This is a genomic window from Rhodoferax sp. (assembly GCF_028688795.1).
Classification (GTDB): Bacteria; Pseudomonadota; Gammaproteobacteria; order Burkholderiales; family Burkholderiaceae_C; genus Rhodoferax.
The window spans coordinates 145,380-161,191 of the sequence record NZ_JAQTXM010000004.1; the positions used below are offsets into that span (position 1 = coordinate 145,380).

At 48.1% G+C, this 15,812-nt stretch carries 12 protein-coding genes; 7 read left to right on the forward strand and 5 right to left on the reverse strand.

Annotated elements, in window-relative coordinates; translation table 11 throughout:
- Positions 1–83: 83 nt before the first annotated feature.
- Together PHQ58_RS04870 and PHQ58_RS04875 are read left to right on the forward strand one after the other, a co-directional pair.
- Positions 84–1,691 (forward strand): hypothetical protein, encoded by a 1,608-nt coding sequence (locus PHQ58_RS04870; protein ID WP_300107752.1) that lies wholly within the window; start codon positions 84–86, stop codon positions 1,689–1,691.
- A gap of 31 nt (positions 1,692–1,722) precedes the next feature.
- Positions 1,723–3,822, forward strand: a complete 2,100-nt coding sequence (locus tag PHQ58_RS04875; RefSeq protein ID WP_300107756.1) for a hypothetical protein — start codon at positions 1,723–1,725, stop codon at positions 3,820–3,822.
- Between the two features lie 183 nt (positions 3,823–4,005).
- Here PHQ58_RS04875 and PHQ58_RS04880 read toward each other — a convergent pair whose 3' ends face one another.
- Positions 4,006–6,768 carry a hypothetical protein gene (locus PHQ58_RS04880; RefSeq protein WP_300107759.1) on the reverse strand — a complete coding sequence of 921 codons (2,763 nt, stop codon included), beginning with the start codon at positions 6,766–6,768 and terminating at the stop codon, positions 4,006–4,008.
- Positions 6,769–6,808: 40 nt separating this feature from the next.
- Between PHQ58_RS04880 and PHQ58_RS04885 the strand changes: the two genes are divergently transcribed.
- From PHQ58_RS04885 to PHQ58_RS04905, 5 genes are all read left to right on the forward strand, one after another.
- Positions 6,809–9,037, forward strand: coding sequence for a hypothetical protein (locus tag PHQ58_RS04885; RefSeq protein WP_300107762.1), 2,229 nt, complete (start codon positions 6,809–6,811; stop codon positions 9,035–9,037).
- 82 nt (positions 9,038–9,119) lie between these two features.
- Positions 9,120–9,950, forward strand: a complete 831-nt coding sequence (locus PHQ58_RS04890; protein WP_300107765.1) for a hypothetical protein — start codon at positions 9,120–9,122, stop codon at positions 9,948–9,950.
- Positions 9,950–10,540 carry a crossover junction endodeoxyribonuclease RuvC gene (locus PHQ58_RS04895; RefSeq protein ID WP_300107768.1) on the forward strand — a complete coding sequence of 197 codons (591 nt, stop codon included), beginning with the start codon at positions 9,950–9,952 and terminating at the stop codon, positions 10,538–10,540. Before PHQ58_RS04890 ends, PHQ58_RS04895 begins: the two co-directional genes overlap by 1 nt.
- A gap of 84 nt (positions 10,541–10,624) precedes the next feature.
- Positions 10,625–10,951, forward strand: coding sequence for a hypothetical protein (locus PHQ58_RS04900; RefSeq protein WP_300107771.1), 327 nt, complete (start codon positions 10,625–10,627; stop codon positions 10,949–10,951).
- A gap of 3 nt (positions 10,952–10,954) precedes the next feature.
- Positions 10,955–11,569, forward strand: coding sequence for a hypothetical protein (locus tag PHQ58_RS04905; protein ID WP_300107774.1), 615 nt, complete (start codon positions 10,955–10,957; stop codon positions 11,567–11,569).
- A gap of 51 nt (positions 11,570–11,620) precedes the next feature.
- Here the strand turns inward: PHQ58_RS04905 and PHQ58_RS04910 are convergent, their stop codons facing one another.
- The 4 genes from PHQ58_RS04910 to PHQ58_RS04925 all read right to left on the reverse strand — a co-directional run bounded on the left by PHQ58_RS04910 (position 11,621) and on the right by PHQ58_RS04925 (position 15,698).
- On the reverse strand, positions 11,621–13,054 hold the full coding sequence (locus tag PHQ58_RS04910) for a hypothetical protein (RefSeq protein WP_300107777.1): 1,434 nt from the start codon (positions 13,052–13,054) through the stop codon (positions 11,621–11,623).
- Between the two features lie 14 nt (positions 13,055–13,068).
- A complete protein-coding gene (locus tag PHQ58_RS04915) occupies positions 13,069–14,454 on the reverse strand; it encodes a hypothetical protein (RefSeq protein WP_300107780.1) in 1,386 nt (461 codons plus the stop codon).
- A 65-nt stretch (positions 14,455–14,519) separates the two neighbouring features.
- Positions 14,520–14,843, reverse strand: a complete 324-nt coding sequence (locus PHQ58_RS04920; RefSeq protein WP_300107783.1) for a hypothetical protein — start codon at positions 14,841–14,843, stop codon at positions 14,520–14,522.
- A 9-nt stretch (positions 14,844–14,852) separates the two neighbouring features.
- The gene (locus tag PHQ58_RS04925) at positions 14,853–15,698 is read right to left on the reverse strand and encodes a hypothetical protein (protein ID WP_300107786.1); all 846 of its coding nucleotides are present in this window, start codon (positions 15,696–15,698) and stop codon (positions 14,853–14,855) included.
- Positions 15,699–15,812: the final 114 nt, after the last annotated feature.

Below are 15,812 nucleotides of genomic sequence, written 5' to 3' on the forward strand. Positions count from 1 at the left end.
ATTCAATAAAATATGCAATATCAATATCCAATGATAGGACACAGTTTGCCAGCCTGTCGCATCCACCACCTTTAAGGAAAGTCATGTTCCCAAAGTCCCTTCTGGAGCACGTAGATAATGCCACTACAAAGTTCAATCCAGCCATTGCCAATGGCCTGGCTGTTGAGCACATGAAACATATCGAGAGTTATGTGAATCGTGTCTTTGAACTGACGGCAGCCGGGTTTCCACCTGGTCTAGAGTATCGCGGCTGCAGGAAGTGCACACCTCTTGAAGAATATCAAGAAATCACAAAGAAGAAAGGAAGCAGATGCGTTTACGATGTAGCACGCAGTGATGTGTATTTGATGGAATACAAATTCCGCTACAACGGAGTGGACCTTCCGTCACGGTACATGTACTTGCCGTTTGTAACGAAAGCAGGAACGATCTATATTGGTGGTAGTCGTTTCGTGATTTCACCGATCCTTGCTGACCAGGTGATTTCTGTTCAACTCAACAGCGTGTTCGTGAGGCTCCTAAAGGCTAAGCTTACGTTCAACCGCGTAGCGCAGCACTATGTTGCCAATGACCGACGCGAAGGCATACGCGTCGCATACAGCGACATCTACAACAAGAAAGCCTCAACAAACGCACCTCGGCCAACAGTGAACGCCAAATGCACACTGGTACATTACTTGATGTGCAAGTATGGATTCTCTGAAACCTTCAGGATGTTTGGCAACTGCGACCCTGTCGTGGGAGGAGATGACATCAACTCGGACAATTACCCAGAATCCGACTGGGTGATTTGCAGGAGTACGACCATACCGCCAAAAGGGTTTGGTAAAGGCTTCTATGAGCCGAGTAACGTGCGTCTTGCGATACCTCGACATAAATACACGCCGCTGGTTAAAGACCTGGTTGCTGGCTTCTTTTACGTAGTGGATCACTTCCCTACGCGAATAAAGCCCGACTACGTCAACAGCACACGGTTGTGGATGATTCTGCTTGGCCACTTGATCTGGAGCGGCAATGTCAGCGAAGGCAAGTTGTACAGTGATGTGGAAGCACACATCGCGTCATTGGACGAATACATCGATGCCATGGTCAGTGCAAAACTCAAAAGCATTGGCTACGAGTGTACGGACATCTACCAGTTGTTCTACCTCATCATCGACAAGTTCAACGAATGGCTATTGACCTCTGATGACAGGGTCAGCACCATGTACGACAAAGAGCTGAGCATACTGCCGTTTGTGTGTTACGAAATAACAAACGCAATCAATACTCTGTACTTCAAACTGAAGGCTGCACAAAAGAAAGAGCTTACAGAAAAGAAGATCGCCAACATCATGAGTCTGATCCTCAAAAAGGGTTTGATTTTCAAGATCACTAAAGAACATGGTGAAGTGACAACCACTTCAACATCTGGCGATAACATGGCATTGAAGATTACCAATCTCCTAGTGCCACAAGGTAGTTCTTCTAGGAACAGCAAAAAGAAAGACCGAGCAGCAATCAATGACCCAGGCAAACGCCTGCATTCTTCTATCGCGGAAGTGGGTCAAGTGTTTGCATTGCCTAAGTCTGAGCCCACTGGGCGCAGCAGGGTTTCTCTCACCGTCCAACTGGATGAACACGGAGTTGTTGTTAGGAACCCTAAATTCAAAGAGCTTCTCGATCAAGTGCAAAATCAGATTCGTCGATAACTCAGTGTAGATAACTCAAAGGAAGAAAACGATGTATAACCAAGCTTATGGCCAGCCGGCTTTCCAAGAACTCCCGTTCCCTGACAATCGGTTGCTGTTCCAGCCCATCCAAGTGGCCTACGGCAACCCTCCGTTCTTGCCGCAAGTGCCTTACATGCCGCAGGAACTGGCACAGTTCTTCCCCTTGATTGTGTCGGCCAGTATCGATGCCATTCAATCGAAGTGCAATCAAAACACGTTGCGTGTGTTCCTGTTCAACCAGATGGCACAGCAGGGGTTTAACAACCCTGAATTCACGGCGTTCGTCGATGCGGTCATTCGCATCGTGGAAATGCAAATGTACAAGCTGCAGTATCGTGACGTTTCTTCGTCTGCGCAGAAAGCAGCAGAACTGTATGCAGAACTGTGCGTAGCGGCGAACACGCAGCGCTTTCCAGCACTGCTGCGCAGCGTGGACCAAACAGTGCTGCCGCACATCCAATCCGCATTGAGGGACCTGGGCATGTTGGGTCAGGACCTTTCCCAGTTTCAACAAGGAAAGGCTCGTGGCTTTGCAAACAACGCGCCCCAGCAGCAACAGCAAGGCTACCCCAATCAGTACCCGAACCAGTATTCCAACCAGTACGGGGTTCCTCAGCAACAATACGCCGCTCCGCAACAGCAATTCCCACAACCTGGCTTCAATCGCTGGAACAATCCAACGGCGCACGTTGATGGCGGAGCAGTGAGCGCAGGTGGTATCCAAAGCCCTCAAAACTACAATACCCCCACAGGAGGAGAAGCCATGTACGGTAAAAGCAACGACCCCATCGCCCAGCGTTTTGAAGCGACCGAACGCCTGCGCCAGAGCGCTTCTTCTGTGCATGCGCAAAACATCCAGGACCTGCGCCGCGAAAAGGAAGCGGCTATCATGGGTAGCATGCCCAAGCCCGTTGGTGTTCCTGCAATACCCAGTCAAGAGCTTCCGCCTGAGTTCATGGAAGTGTACAAAGCCAGCTCGTCCCCTGTGAAATGGCAACCCAGCGAGGAGTACCCTGTCGTCCCGGCATACGACCCCAACACTGCGGATTTGTACTACCAAATCGTTGGCGAAAATCAAATCAAACCACTGATCAAAAAGAAGGAGCAGTCTGAAATGGATATCGAAAAACACCTGATGGTGCCGTCTTATGTCAAGGTACCTCCGGCAGCAGTGAAATCGCTCGACAGCGACGTTCGGGTATTCCAGACGCTGGAAGCTGCCCGCGCACAAGCCAAGGACGCTGAAGAAGCTGAGCCGCTGGAAGTGAACATGGCCTACAAGGACTCGTCATTCTACTCCGAGACTTCGCTGGAGCAACTCTGGTTCAACAACGACGTGACTTTGGCAACCATGAAGCGCAGTGGGAAGAAAGCAAACGTCTTCCGCTCCTGCGGGGTCTTGCTCGATCCGTTGGTCTGCACGATCAACCCCAAACCGATGATTGCAGAATTTGCACAGGCTGAGAACTTCGACCAACTCTGCCGCAAGATGCTCACGGCACAAGACGGCATCAATGACGGCACTTACGTTGACGGCGACGCCAAATCCTTGACGTTCGTTAACCGCCGGCTGACCAAGCGACTCAACGACTTCCTCAAGCACAACTTGGCCGTTCCCAACGGTTGGATCGATAGTTTCATGGATGATGCCAAAGACGTCATTCCTTACCTGGAAAAGAAGTACGGCGCCAAATTCGCAGAAGCGCTGCGCACGCGCCAAAAGCTGCTGATCGAGCAAGCGTTGTTTTATGGCGATTCCGAATTCGAGAAAGATCAGAACACCAACCTGTTCCCTTTCACGGATGTGGACGTTGAGATTTTGCTCGGTAGCGTGACGATCACGTATTTCTGCGACAACTATACGCTGACCTCGATGGACTTGTTTGCACATGAGCTCAAGGCTGAAGTGCTCAAGGAAGGCGAGATTTCGTGTGGTGTCTTCAATGCACAGACTCCGACGCTGCGTCAAATTGTGGAGAACATCTTCACGCATGAACGCTCGCTCAAAGTGACCTTCTCCAAGCACCTCATCCAGACAGCCGACAAGGTGGTTATCGAGGTGACCAAGTCGCCAATACAGGAAGATTTCTTCTTGATGGCTGCCGTCTAACGCCGGCCTAAAATAGACAACATACGAGCCCTGGAAAACCAGGGCTCGTATGACGCATGTGTATAGGAGGGTTTTGAAATTACACTTAGCTTTTTATTGTGGGTTGTTAGTTGTGGGTTGTTAGTAAGACATAAAAAATACCGGTGCATTGCGCACCGGTATTCCTAGCTATTTTTTTTTTAGTTAAGCGGGCTCTTCTTCAGTGTCGTTAGGATCTTCTTTGCCCGGATCTTCTCCTCCGTCAGCAGGAACAGGCGCCTCTTCACCACTGGGGATTTCAAAGCCTGGTGCTGACTCAACATCGCCACCAGCGTCACCCATACCGTCGTCAAACCCAAAGTCATCGCCTCCCATACCAGAATCGTCACCAGAATCGCCGGTATCAGAAGTGCTGCTGTTATCGCTTGGTTCCACGTTCATGGCTTCCATGTCTTTGTTAGCTGCCTGTACAATAGGCGCCAGTTTTGCCAGCGCTGTGATACCGGAGCGAACCAATGCTTGGACGTGGTCAGTCATTGTGGACATCAGGTTGAGTTGCGGGTTGCCGGCTTCATCGTTTGCAGTCAGTTCAGCCAGCTCAGGCAGTACGCCCTTGTCACTGAGCCATTTGCGAATAAAGTAGGACTTTATCAGCGCACGAATTGTATTGGCTTCATTGGATACTTCACCAGCCGTACTGGTGGTGAAGAAACCATCAGAGATGTAAGCATCTAATGCCGCATCGAGCGCGTCAGAGTAGGTGCGCAAATCTGCCAATTGGTTTTCCAAAGTAACCGAGGAAGGCTTAGGTAACTCGACGTAGAACTTCTCTAAGAACTCGTTAAGTGCTTTGTTGATCACCAGCTTATCTGCCAGCTCACCTTGCGTGCCTTCAGTTTGCTGGGGGTTGTTGTTCGTTGTTTCGACCTCTAGATTGATGCCCTTCGGGTTGTCCTCTAAGATGGCCTTTAGATCGACCAGCAATTCCTCAGTGTTGGAAGCAACCTTTCTCAAGTGGTCACTCAGCAAAGGTGTGAAGATGTCTTGCATCAACGACACCCGCTTGCTCAGCAAAATGTTGTTAGCCACTGCTGTCGTTGCAAATTCCGTATTAAAACCATTATCCACAGTCTCCGGGGAAAGACCAAAAGCCATGATCGACGATTTCCTCAACAGGTCTTGAAGATCCGTGTCAGGCTTAGTGTATGACGTGTTGGTTTGTTGGAACTCGAACTTCAAGTCAGGTAAACCAGGATGGCCACCAATCTCCCATTCGTAACCTGCACGCTGAATGAATTCAAGGATGTCGCCAGGACTACTCACACCTAATGGAATGCCGAGCATGCGCGAACGCACAATCTCATCCTGCGCCAGCTCCAGTGTCTTCATGGGGTCTGGGTCAGATTCAGGCACGTTGGCAGTTACCTTGGTTCGTCCGATCGAATTCTTTACTGAGGCCATGACATCGGTAAACAACATGATAGAACGCAGTGTATTGATCATCGCTGTGTCATCCAAGAGACTGCGCCCAATCCCATCATCACCGTACTTGAACGCAATGTAGGTCATGAACTCTGATGGCAAGTAAAGAATTTGGGTATACTTTTTTGCCAAGACACGTGATAGCATGATACGGTACACTTCCTCATTACGTGCCAATGAGGCCGAAGAAGCATATACGCCGTTCTTAATTCGACTGATCAGATCGCGCTCAATCATGTCAGCGTACACACGAGATGCAAAATCCAAATGCGCATTGTTCATGGGGTCGAACGTATTGGCATTACCCAAGTTAGATTCGACTTTCCTGATCAAGTTGGACGCCAGTGAGTTACCGGCTGAGTTTGCGTTATTGAGACCGTTGTGGTACTCGTCCCCATCAGGCACTTCGACAGGGTTGCCTTCTTCGTCCAAAATGACAAAGTAACCAATGTGCTTCTTGACGTTACCGGGAACGTGTACTGGGATGACGGACTCCGATGGCAGTTTCATGACCAATGGACCACCAACAGAACGACGCTTGAGTTCATTGGGCTTCTTCAGCGTAGCCACAGGCTCAGTGTTGTATTGCCTGTTGCGGTAAATAGCTTGCTCAACGCGGCTGTCAGGCACTTGCGCAATGCTTTCAATGGCTATGCCCATGTTGTTTCTGGCGTACTGGCGTTTGACAGCCTGGCTCTTGGTTTTCTCGTTGAGCTTGGGAAACTTCAGAACCACCGGGTTATCGACAACCACCAAGTAATCTTCAGCAACGTAGTTGCGATAGTCACCAATGTCGTCACTCTGGTAATGTATCCGTTGATCCACCTTCGATGAATCTACAGTACCATAGTAGCTTTCCATCATGATACCAACACGCGACTTTTGCTTGCCGTCATGAGGACCCAGAAGGCCAATGTTTCTGACATTTCCGTCAGGGTTGACGAATTCTTTGAGCGCTTCAGTGCTAATGGATTTGTTGCCGTTGATGAAGTCATCGATCGCGTTCTCCGGAATAACCGCAATCGGGTAGCTGCCCTTTTCAAACAGAGGGTCCCGCAGCATTTCGGTCAGTTGAGCCTTGATGTTGTAGGTCTCTTCAAAATGCTCCTTCATCCGGTTGAGTAAAGAAGCACTCAGCTCAGGACTGAACAGGTTCTTGGGTCCCATGTACAGCAACTCCATGGAAGTCATGTCTTTAGGAGACAGAATGGAGCTGACCAGAATTTGTGCCGACAACTCGATATCGGGTAACAAACGAAGAATCGCTTGGGCATCCGCATTGCGCCGTGCCCGCTTTTGCAAGAGCGAACGAAACGCAAACGTGTTTGCAACCAGTGTTTTCCGATTACCCAATTCATCGCGAGTCGTACCATGCATCGAGGTAGTCATCTTCGAAATCATGGCGGCCAGCTTGGGGTCTTTCTTCGTCAGACTGACCGCCGGGTAGTTATTTTTTTGTAACGAATTGAATTGACGAATTGCCATGAAAAAACCTTTTTTAGAAACTGGAGCCAGGAGCTAAGCCATGATTGATTATTCTTACACCCTATATGTCGAAAAGACTTTGAGCCTGGCAGAGACCATGGTCATCAAATTTGATGACGCGGCTCAGGCAATGAACCTGGCTGTTCTTAGCGAATACGGAATGGGTTCTGTGGATGAGTATGATCCGTTTTCTTGGAAATACTATCTAAACATAAGTGGTGATTATCATTTTTCTGACGAGGACAGCAATGGCAACCCGAAGATTAAAGTGGTGTCATTGGACACCTCAGAAGAAATCTACTTCACTAAAGAAAATCTGGCATTACACCCAGCAACGAAAAACAACTACCAATACGGTACCCGATATTACAAAGAACTGTTGATTCAAAACCCTGGCAGCGAGTTGCTGATACTGGGAATTTTGTATCCGTGCAACATTGACGATGCAGTCAAATCCATCGACGGCACGATATTGAGTTACCCTAAAAATCTCGTTGAAGACAACGAGTACCGCCTGATAGAGAAGCTCCAGCAATGGACTTATGATTACATGGACCGCTGGGTCAATAAGCAGTACAGCATGAGCGATAATCTGTACGTTGCAACCTACATTGGCCAGCTGTTCTTGCATTTAACGCAAGCTATTTTTGCATTCCGCCTAGAAGCATGCAAGACTAATGAAGTACACAGCTTCCATGTTCGGCACTATTTAGCTAGCCATAATGGATTGGATGCTTATTTCCAAGAGCTTACCCCGCATCAAGCGCTCTGGTTTTATAGGAACATCAATCACATCCAGCGACACGCTGGAAAGAAAGAAACTTTCGATTGGTTGGTTGAAAACATATTTACGCACAGAGGTCTGCCACTGTACGAATACAGTGGAGCGCAAGACAGCTCTATCATGATTTACGGTGATGGCACAGACACTCGCCACTTGACCCCTGAAATCTTGTTCAAGCGCAAACCAGTCAATGAACCCGCCCGTAAAAATGGCCGTTCAATGCATACGTTGGACATGGTCACAGGACTGATGGATAATTTGGCTGTAGGAAACCCTACATACCACAAAGATCAACTGGAGGCCATGCGCAGCACGCTTGTGCACGCACCCTCTGCAGCGTTAACCACCAAAGTGCTTGAATCTCAAGTTGCTGACTACAGCACCTCGTCGTTGTATTCCTTAGACGAAACGCTGATGTCGCATTGGTTATCTTTCTCGTCTAAGGGCTGGTATACTGCTTATGTGACCTTCTCGCTGCCAGGAACAGGAGAGAGTATCAAGCTCACGCCTAAAGAGGCGGTGATGGTGTTCCTCTACGCCATGCACAAAGCAAACTGGATGGCAGAAGACAATGCGGATTACACAGAACTGTTGAATGTTCCTGATGTTACATTGTCTCGCGCAATTAGGGACAATCCCCCATCGCGTGCTGCGATTGAATCAGTTGTGGACAAGCAGTATGTCTCTACTGCGCAAATCGATGCATTGTTGTCGACTACGATTACGCCTACTCGGATTGGCACAAACAAAGACTTTTATCTTTTTTGTGCAGAGATATTCTCAAAGTCCAGAGAACAATACCTGTGGTATTCGTCCATGGAAAAATACCTCAGTCGTGGTATGGCTCAGCGTGCAGTCAGTTTGTTGTACACCGACGAAGTGGTTAAGTTCAGAGATACTGACAATAAGCCGATCACATACATCGACTTGCTGTACCGCACAGGTTTAGACATTCGCGACTACAGCCGCTCAATGCTGTACGACTTAGCTGCCGCCATTTACTTCAAGGCTGTGGGCATGGAGTTCTCTTCCAGTCAAGACTTCAGAAGAGCACACCAAAGCATGGTCAAGCTGTTCACAAAGCTCAGCAGCTATTCCATCTCGTTGACTGACAACTCCAACCAGACTGAAATTATTCTTCTGGTCAATCCCACGATCCGATTGAATGATGAAAAGGTGTACGAGAACCAGCACCATTATATCGATGGATCAGTCATCGAACCGATTACCATTCGTAGTTCTCAAAAGTACGAACACGAAGTAATGCACGAAGGTGTGGTATCGTCGCACGTAGAGCAAAGTAATGCAGCAACGACTTATGTCCAGGATGTGAGTCTTAATGTCACGCAGAGTACCACTATGCTGTCATTGTGGCCGCAACAGATTCGCAGCACGTTATCCTTAACCAGCTCATTTGACACTCAGGAACAAATAAAAGCACTTACTGTTGAGCAACGTATGGCCATACGTGATGTTGTGCTGTAGTGATAAAAAATGTGTTTACGAAATACTGTGACACTTTCGAAATGCAATCACGCATAAAGAAATCTTAAAGAAGGATATTTCCATGGAACCCGTTGTTCGTTCAGTATACGGAGCCGCTCTGCAAACCGCCATGTTGTTGGGCGTGCCTCACGAAATCAAGCCAAACTCCACGCTCAATCAGCGATTTGATGTAGAAAAGAATGCCGTGCATCCCGAAGGGGTTTGGCCACGCGTTGCGTATTTCTGCATTGGTAACGGCGGCCACATGCTATCGTCCGGTGTCGATGGCATCCCGTTTGTTAAATCTCGCCAGCATGAAGCAACGAACGCAAACCTGTTCAAACCGCTTCCCTTCGTTCTTCGGCTGATCACTGACGACCTGACACCGCTGCAACGCGCCAAATACGCCATGCGGCGACAAGAGACGCATGGTGGCCAGACCTACTATGCGTACTACCTCAAGCGCATGGACAATGCGTCGCTGGATGTGACGATGCAAACACGCATCATCGACAAAGGCATTACGACGACTTCTGACTTCGTGCCTTCGACTTCCGACCTCGTCCCCCAACCTCCTGCTTTGCCTAACACAGGCGCCATACCTGTCACGTCGACTTACATCACAGTCTCTACGTTACTTGCGCTTAATCTGACCGCAGAAGACTGCAAAGAACTGCTCGATGTAGCCTCGATCATCTATGGTGATCAGAACTACGCCATCATCTCGGAAATCGGTTTGTGTTCGGGTGTAGATAAAGTCCTGGCGCTCACAGACGGATCGAACTACAAGGAATCGATCTCTACCCAAATTGTTTCCTTTATCTCTGCCTTCCATCAAGTGGCGTTTACTGCCAGCGGCATCAGTGGTCTGTTCGACATCGGCTCCAATGAACCGCTCATGACCACAACGTAATGCTTCAAATTCCTGAGACAGCATCGGCTCGCACCAGTGTCATTGGTATAGATCCAGGAACAAAGATGCTGGGCGTTTGTGTTTTGGAATTTGACCTGGTGTCTTTTGAAATTGTGAATGTGCAAGCATTCACATACGACGGCGCCAGACTACCGAGCAGTGAGTGGGCAGGTTATCTTCATGGTGATCGCGTTAGGCGAATCAGTGCGCTCAGAGACAAGCTGGCCGATGTGTTTAACGCCTACCGTCCCTTGTACGTATGCTGCGAATCGCCGTTCTATAACCAAAAGCGCCCTAGTGCATACGGTGCCTTGACAGAAATTGTCTGCGCAGTTAGAGAAGCTGTGCGTGATTACGATGTCTGGAAACCACTGTACATGATTGACCCGCCTTCCGTAAAGAAGGCAGTTAATGCATCGGGCAACGCCGGCAAGGACGACGTCAAAGCTGCGATCTCAAAGATCGAAACATTGAGCCGAGTATGCGCCACTCCAATGGCAAAATTAGACGAACACAGCATAGATGCTATGGCTGTAGCGTACGCACAATACGTTGCATGTCGGGAATCTAGGCTAAAAGTGTTTGAATAGCATAGACCCGTTACAGACAGCCGCATGCGTGCAGTGCTGTCTGTAACGGTATTTATGTTGTGTTAATGTAATTGGAGTATTATCTTGTCGAAATCAGTAAACGGTCAAAATGAAGAAGACGAACGACGTGATACCGCACAAGACCCATCGCTTATGCCAACTACTGAGCCAGTACCAGTTGTTTGTGGTCGAATGTCCGTTGAAGACATAAAGGACATTGAGAAGTTTCGGTTAGGGGTGTGGATTGCAAAAACCTCAGTGGTTTTAATGGGCATCATAATCACATTGACCATGTCGGTGTTTTTGTACCTCTCAATCTCTACGGGGACTATGCCTGACGCAGGTGTCGTCTTCACGTTGTTCAATCACTTAAAAGAACTTGTTGTCATTGTCATTGACACAGGCAAATAAAAAATGCGAAGAAAGCCATTGAGTTTCTTTAATGTTGCTACAGAAGACAACGCTACGGGTAAAGCGGAAATAGAACTGGAAATGGTCTTTTACGCCAAACTCTTGGATCGTAATCTGTTGGCTACAGCAAAAGAGACAGAACACCATGAGCAGTGGGAAATTAAAATTCCTAAGACTGATGAGACTGCCAGCTCAGGCAGAATGCGAGTCAGAAAGACAACAAAGCCAAACTCAGAGCCTGAGTACGTGCTGACGATTAAGACTAAGCATTACCTGGGCGGAGAAACGGAAGTAGGCAATCCTTCTTCCGAAGACGCATTTAAGCAGTTTAAAGCCATGTCTCCCAGGGGCATGAACAAGACACGTTATGTGTTTGACATCCCCAATCGCGTAGAGAAGTGGGAAGTGGATATTTTTGACAATCCGGACGGCACGCCTTGTGACTGGTGCAAGATCGACCTAGAATTGAAAAGCAATATCCGCGAAGTACCAGCATTTCCTGTTGGGTTGTTTGATGAAAGGTCTGTGATCACAAATAACGACAGGAGCGTGGAATCTCACATGAAGATTCAAGAACTCTATGATACGGTCTTCATTCGAAAAAACGAGCTTCGTTAAGACAACACATACAGCATAAAAGCCAGGGGTATCCTGGCTTTTATGCTGTGCTTAAGCAGTCTTGAGTGTTCCAAAAACACCTATCGTCAAATCTGCTAAGGCAGTGTCGACAGTATTAGGCGCCTTGATCGTGAGTGTATCACCTACTACAAAAGTAGTCGCGCTTAGGACGTTGAAAGAGCCGAAGTTATTGCCCGCAGGAAATGTCAGTGTTCCAATCGTTGTGCCGTTTCGCTGTATGTCACAACTCGCGTTTTGTGTAGCTGCTGTACCGCAGCGCGCAATGCTCCCGCTGAAACCCAGTCCACACGTGAACTGTCTCAGCGCTGTGATCTGAAGAAGAACTTGACGAGAGGCGGGTTTGCCTAAGGTGTATTTCTGTAGATCGTAAACAGCAGGCGCGCCGCTCACAATTAGCTTTTCTAAGTAAGTTTCATCGATCTGTTTAGCAGTATTCAATGGAACAACACCGTTTGCTTGTCCAATGAGCGACTGCGGAACCAGTGAAGGCGTTGCGTTATCCACCACAGCTTTTACGTTTGCAGGAGAGACATAGAGCGTTGTACTCGTACCTGCTAGTGCTTGCGTGTTTGTAGCAATCGCATAGTTTTGCACATTCCCCAATCCCAATTGCGCCTTGGTGGTCATGTGCGGGTTGTTAACGTTGTCTTCGTGCGCAGCAATATCCACAGCAATTGTTGCAGAGATTGCGTCCATAGCCGTCGCAGGCGTCAGGTAGTGCGATGTGCTGATTCCTGCTAATGCAATCGCTGGGGTTGCCAACGGGTAGTTCTCCACATTCCCTAACCCTACTTGTTCTTTGGTGGTGTGGTGCGGATTGCTGGTGTCGACAGTGTGGGCGTCTAGCGCAGTCGCGTCTTCATCGATCTTATTCAGTACCGCTTGTCGATGCGTATCAATGTAATTGAACGCGTTGAGCAGCCTCACTTCATCACCAAGAAGGATAGCGGTCTTCACTTCCTCCAGAGCGGCAGCAACATACTCCCAGCCAACGACATCGCCCATGGCATGGAAATGTAAAGCTGGTTCAAAATCAACATCTTTATTGAGAATGTTGGGCCACGAAGAATCGCGCTTTCGCGTGTCTACCAGCACCGCTTCAATTAGCTTTGCGATTGTGGCGTAGCTGCGAGTGTAATCGCCACCCAGTGACTGATAGCTTACGTTTATGGTGTTGGAAACTGCCAAGTCCGTAATTATGATTATCGAATATACCTCATCCCCATTACCTGCCATAGCTGTGGGGAGCGGCACAAGGTTCATTAACTTGTATTGCTCTTTGGTTAACGCCTTGTCATTGGTCTCATCCTTGATTTGAAGCCCTGCTTTAAAGAAAGGCCCATACGTAGGCACTGCAGAGCGAAGCTCGGTATTTCTTAAAGTGATTTTCTCAGACGAAACATAGTTGTCACGACTGACACCAGTAAGATCCAGCGGGTAACGGTTGGGTAATACTTGAGACATTTTTGTTCCTAAAATTAAGCAGGTACGCCTGCCATTAAACCGAGGCCAATCCCCGCAAGCGTGGTATCAGCTGTAGCAGGTGCCTTAACTTGAAGCAGGTCGCCTGGAAGTAGCTTTTCCATGTACGTACCAGTAACACTGGTGTACACGCCTTGAGCGTCTCCTGCAGAAAAGGTGAATTGACCAATTTTTGTGCCGTTCTTTAGCACTGTAAAAATACAGGCTGCTGTGGGTGATATAGAACACGTCAAGACAGAACGCTTAAACAAAACAACGCAATGCGGGTTTCTTAAAGTAGTTACAGAAAAGACGACTTGATTTGCAGTAGGCTTTGCAACAAAGTAATCATAAACATCTGCACAAGTATACCCCAGCTCTACAGGGATGAGCGCAGTGGGTGTTGTTCCACTGCTACTTAACTTAGCGACACCACCGGCGACGCCGAGGTTAGATTTCTTGATGTACGGCGCGAGAAGATTCTGTACAGCAGCAGCCAGCGTTGCAACAACCACATAACCCTCTGCGGTGTAGTCCGAAGTGGTGTTATCGATGGCTGTAACTCCGTAGTCTGATACGTTATCTAGTCCCAGTTGCGCTTTTGTTAAACTGTGTGGATTATTGTAATCGGACAAATGGCCTAACTGGCTTCCTTTTTCATCGCTGCTAAGCAACTTCTTCAATGCTGCTGGTGTGCAAAGCACTGTGTTTTGAACATCTTCTAAACCAATTTGTGCTTTGGTTAACGTGTGTGTGTTGCTGACATTATCCAAATGGGCATTCAGTTCCCCAGGAGGTGTGATCCTGATCAGTATCCACTCTTTAATCAGTGCCTGTATGGCTGCATTAAGCCCCAGCTTTCGACTGTTGGTAGTGTTGAGGATGTCTGCTTTTATGCGAGCAATGGCGTCCCTGAGGTACTCCATGCCATACAGATCCTCAGCATCCTGAGAGTGTGGCTTTGGTGTAAAACCATTGGGCTTATCATGCACCTCGCTCCATAGAACTTGTACGTCAGTAGCCAACGCAGCGTTCGCGTTTTCAAGGGTCTGTACAACACTGCCGTTCTGTTGTCCGCCTAAAGCGCGGTAAGTGATACCTACTGTGCCTGAAATGTTCTGTCGCGTAATTAAGATAAATCGGTATACCTCAAGCCCAGTCTCTTTTGTAATGCCTGAGACAATGTCGACACACTGGTAGTCTGTACCGCTGCTTAGGATGATGCTACTGTTGTCTGCATCAGTTACAGTAACAACAAGATCCTTCTTATAAAACGGCGAATACTGAGGCTTTATCAGCTTAATCGCCACTGAAGACAACGCATGCTTTTCATTTTCTACCAGATTCAATGAACTTGATCCAGTCAAGTCAAGCGGTAGAAAGATTGGTTTTTGGTTAGGCATAATGACGCGTATTTATTAAACAACATAAGAATCTATAGGCGTGTTGCCTATAGATTCTGATTGGTTTAGAGAGTGTCTTCAAACCCATGAACGCGTACTGCTATGTCCGTTTTATCGGAAAAGGCATACACGCTTTCACCTTCTTGGCAGACAATGCCTGTGCGCTCCAAAACGCCGGAGGCTTCCAGCACTTGGCCCGATTCGATATGATCTTTGGGAAGGACGCTGGAAACTCCCGTATCAGTGATAGCCAGGTAGACCTTAGCCGTAGCGGTACCTACGTTGACCACATTGATATTGAAGCAGGCTTCGTTGCCTTGCGGTACTTTGTACACCAGTGCCCATTGATTTGCTGTTAACAGGACTTTGCCTAATTTTCCCGATGCCATAGTTGTTCCTTAAATTTGTGATTGATAATACGCGCGTGATTTTTTCACACTGGTGCCAGTACCACCACCAGTACTGCCTCCAGCTCCTAGGCTGTTAATGGCAGCTGCGGTTAAGCTAGGTGTCATGTAGGCGGTTGTTGAGGTTCCTTGAATCGCTTCAGCTTGTGTGGCGACACGGTAGTTCTGCACGTTGCCTAAACCCACTTGCGTTTTTGTAACGTTATGTGGATTATTATGATCGAGGACGTGTGTGGTCTCCACAGTCTCCACAGGTTGCAGACTTGCTTGAGCAATCGCATCTGCAACTCCACGGATTTCATCCACAATTTCTTTGGCGCCCACCAAGTCGTCGAGATTCCATTCATGGTCAATGACCGGAAACAACACGGGCTTATCGACTACCTGTTCCCACGATAAAGCACGAGGATTGATGATAACGTCGGTTAAGATGGTTGCCAGTTCGCTCAGAGCCAGTGTCCATGAACCACCCAGGGTCTGGTAAGTCAATGTGATCGTACCAGCCAACTTGGTGTTCAGAAGACTTATTGACCCATAAATAGGTTTCGCGCATGCGCGCGACGCTCCAATGAATTGGTGCGCAGGTAAGTAATCGATCCCTAAGCGCAGGAGCGTGTATACACCAGCACTGCTGGTGTGTCCTACTGCCAGTGTCTCATCTGCGAAGAATGGAGCAAACAGCGGAACAATAAAATGAAAGTCTTTATTGTTGGCCGCAGAGATGACATGCTTCTCACCCGTTACTCGATTGGATGCCAGCTTTCCGGTGTTGTCAAAAACAGGTTTATACAACCCTGGACTGTAAGGGGTCAGGTATTCGTAGCTCAAGGTAGCCATTGAGAAACTCTTTCATGGACAAAATAATGTTGTAGTGCCTTGCAAAATCGTTGCAGATTGTCAGTAATCCGTTCACTTATTCACGTTGGCGCCATCGTCAAATCATAGTCAAAC

What these genes read in the sequence shown, in the direction of transcription:
- PHQ58_RS04925 (WP_300107786.1), bottom strand. Translation starts at nt 15,698, where the DNA reads ATGGCTACCTTGAGCTACGAATACCTGACCCCTTACAGTCCAGGGTTG.
- PHQ58_RS04880 (WP_300107759.1), bottom strand. Translation starts at nt 6,768, where the DNA reads ATGGCAATTCGTCAATTCAATTCGTTACAAAAAAATAACTACCCGGCG.
- PHQ58_RS04910 (WP_300107777.1), bottom strand. Translation starts at nt 13,054, where the DNA reads ATGTCTCAAGTATTACCCAACCGTTACCCGCTGGATCTTACTGGTGTC.
- PHQ58_RS04895 (WP_300107768.1), top strand. Translation starts at nt 9,950, where the DNA reads ATGCTTCAAATTCCTGAGACAGCATCGGCTCGCACCAGTGTCATTGGT.
- PHQ58_RS04915 (WP_300107780.1), bottom strand. Translation starts at nt 14,454, where the DNA reads ATGCCTAACCAAAAACCAATCTTTCTACCGCTTGACTTGACTGGATCA.
- PHQ58_RS04870 (WP_300107752.1), top strand. Translation starts at nt 84, where the DNA reads ATGTTCCCAAAGTCCCTTCTGGAGCACGTAGATAATGCCACTACAAAG.
- PHQ58_RS04905 (WP_300107774.1), top strand. Translation starts at nt 10,955, where the DNA reads ATGCGAAGAAAGCCATTGAGTTTCTTTAATGTTGCTACAGAAGACAAC.
- PHQ58_RS04875 (WP_300107756.1), top strand. Translation starts at nt 1,723, where the DNA reads ATGTATAACCAAGCTTATGGCCAGCCGGCTTTCCAAGAACTCCCGTTC.
- PHQ58_RS04885 (WP_300107762.1), top strand. Translation starts at nt 6,809, where the DNA reads ATGATTGATTATTCTTACACCCTATATGTCGAAAAGACTTTGAGCCTG.
- PHQ58_RS04890 (WP_300107765.1), top strand. Translation starts at nt 9,120, where the DNA reads ATGGAACCCGTTGTTCGTTCAGTATACGGAGCCGCTCTGCAAACCGCC.
- PHQ58_RS04920 (WP_300107783.1), bottom strand. Translation starts at nt 14,843, where the DNA reads ATGGCATCGGGAAAATTAGGCAAAGTCCTGTTAACAGCAAATCAATGG.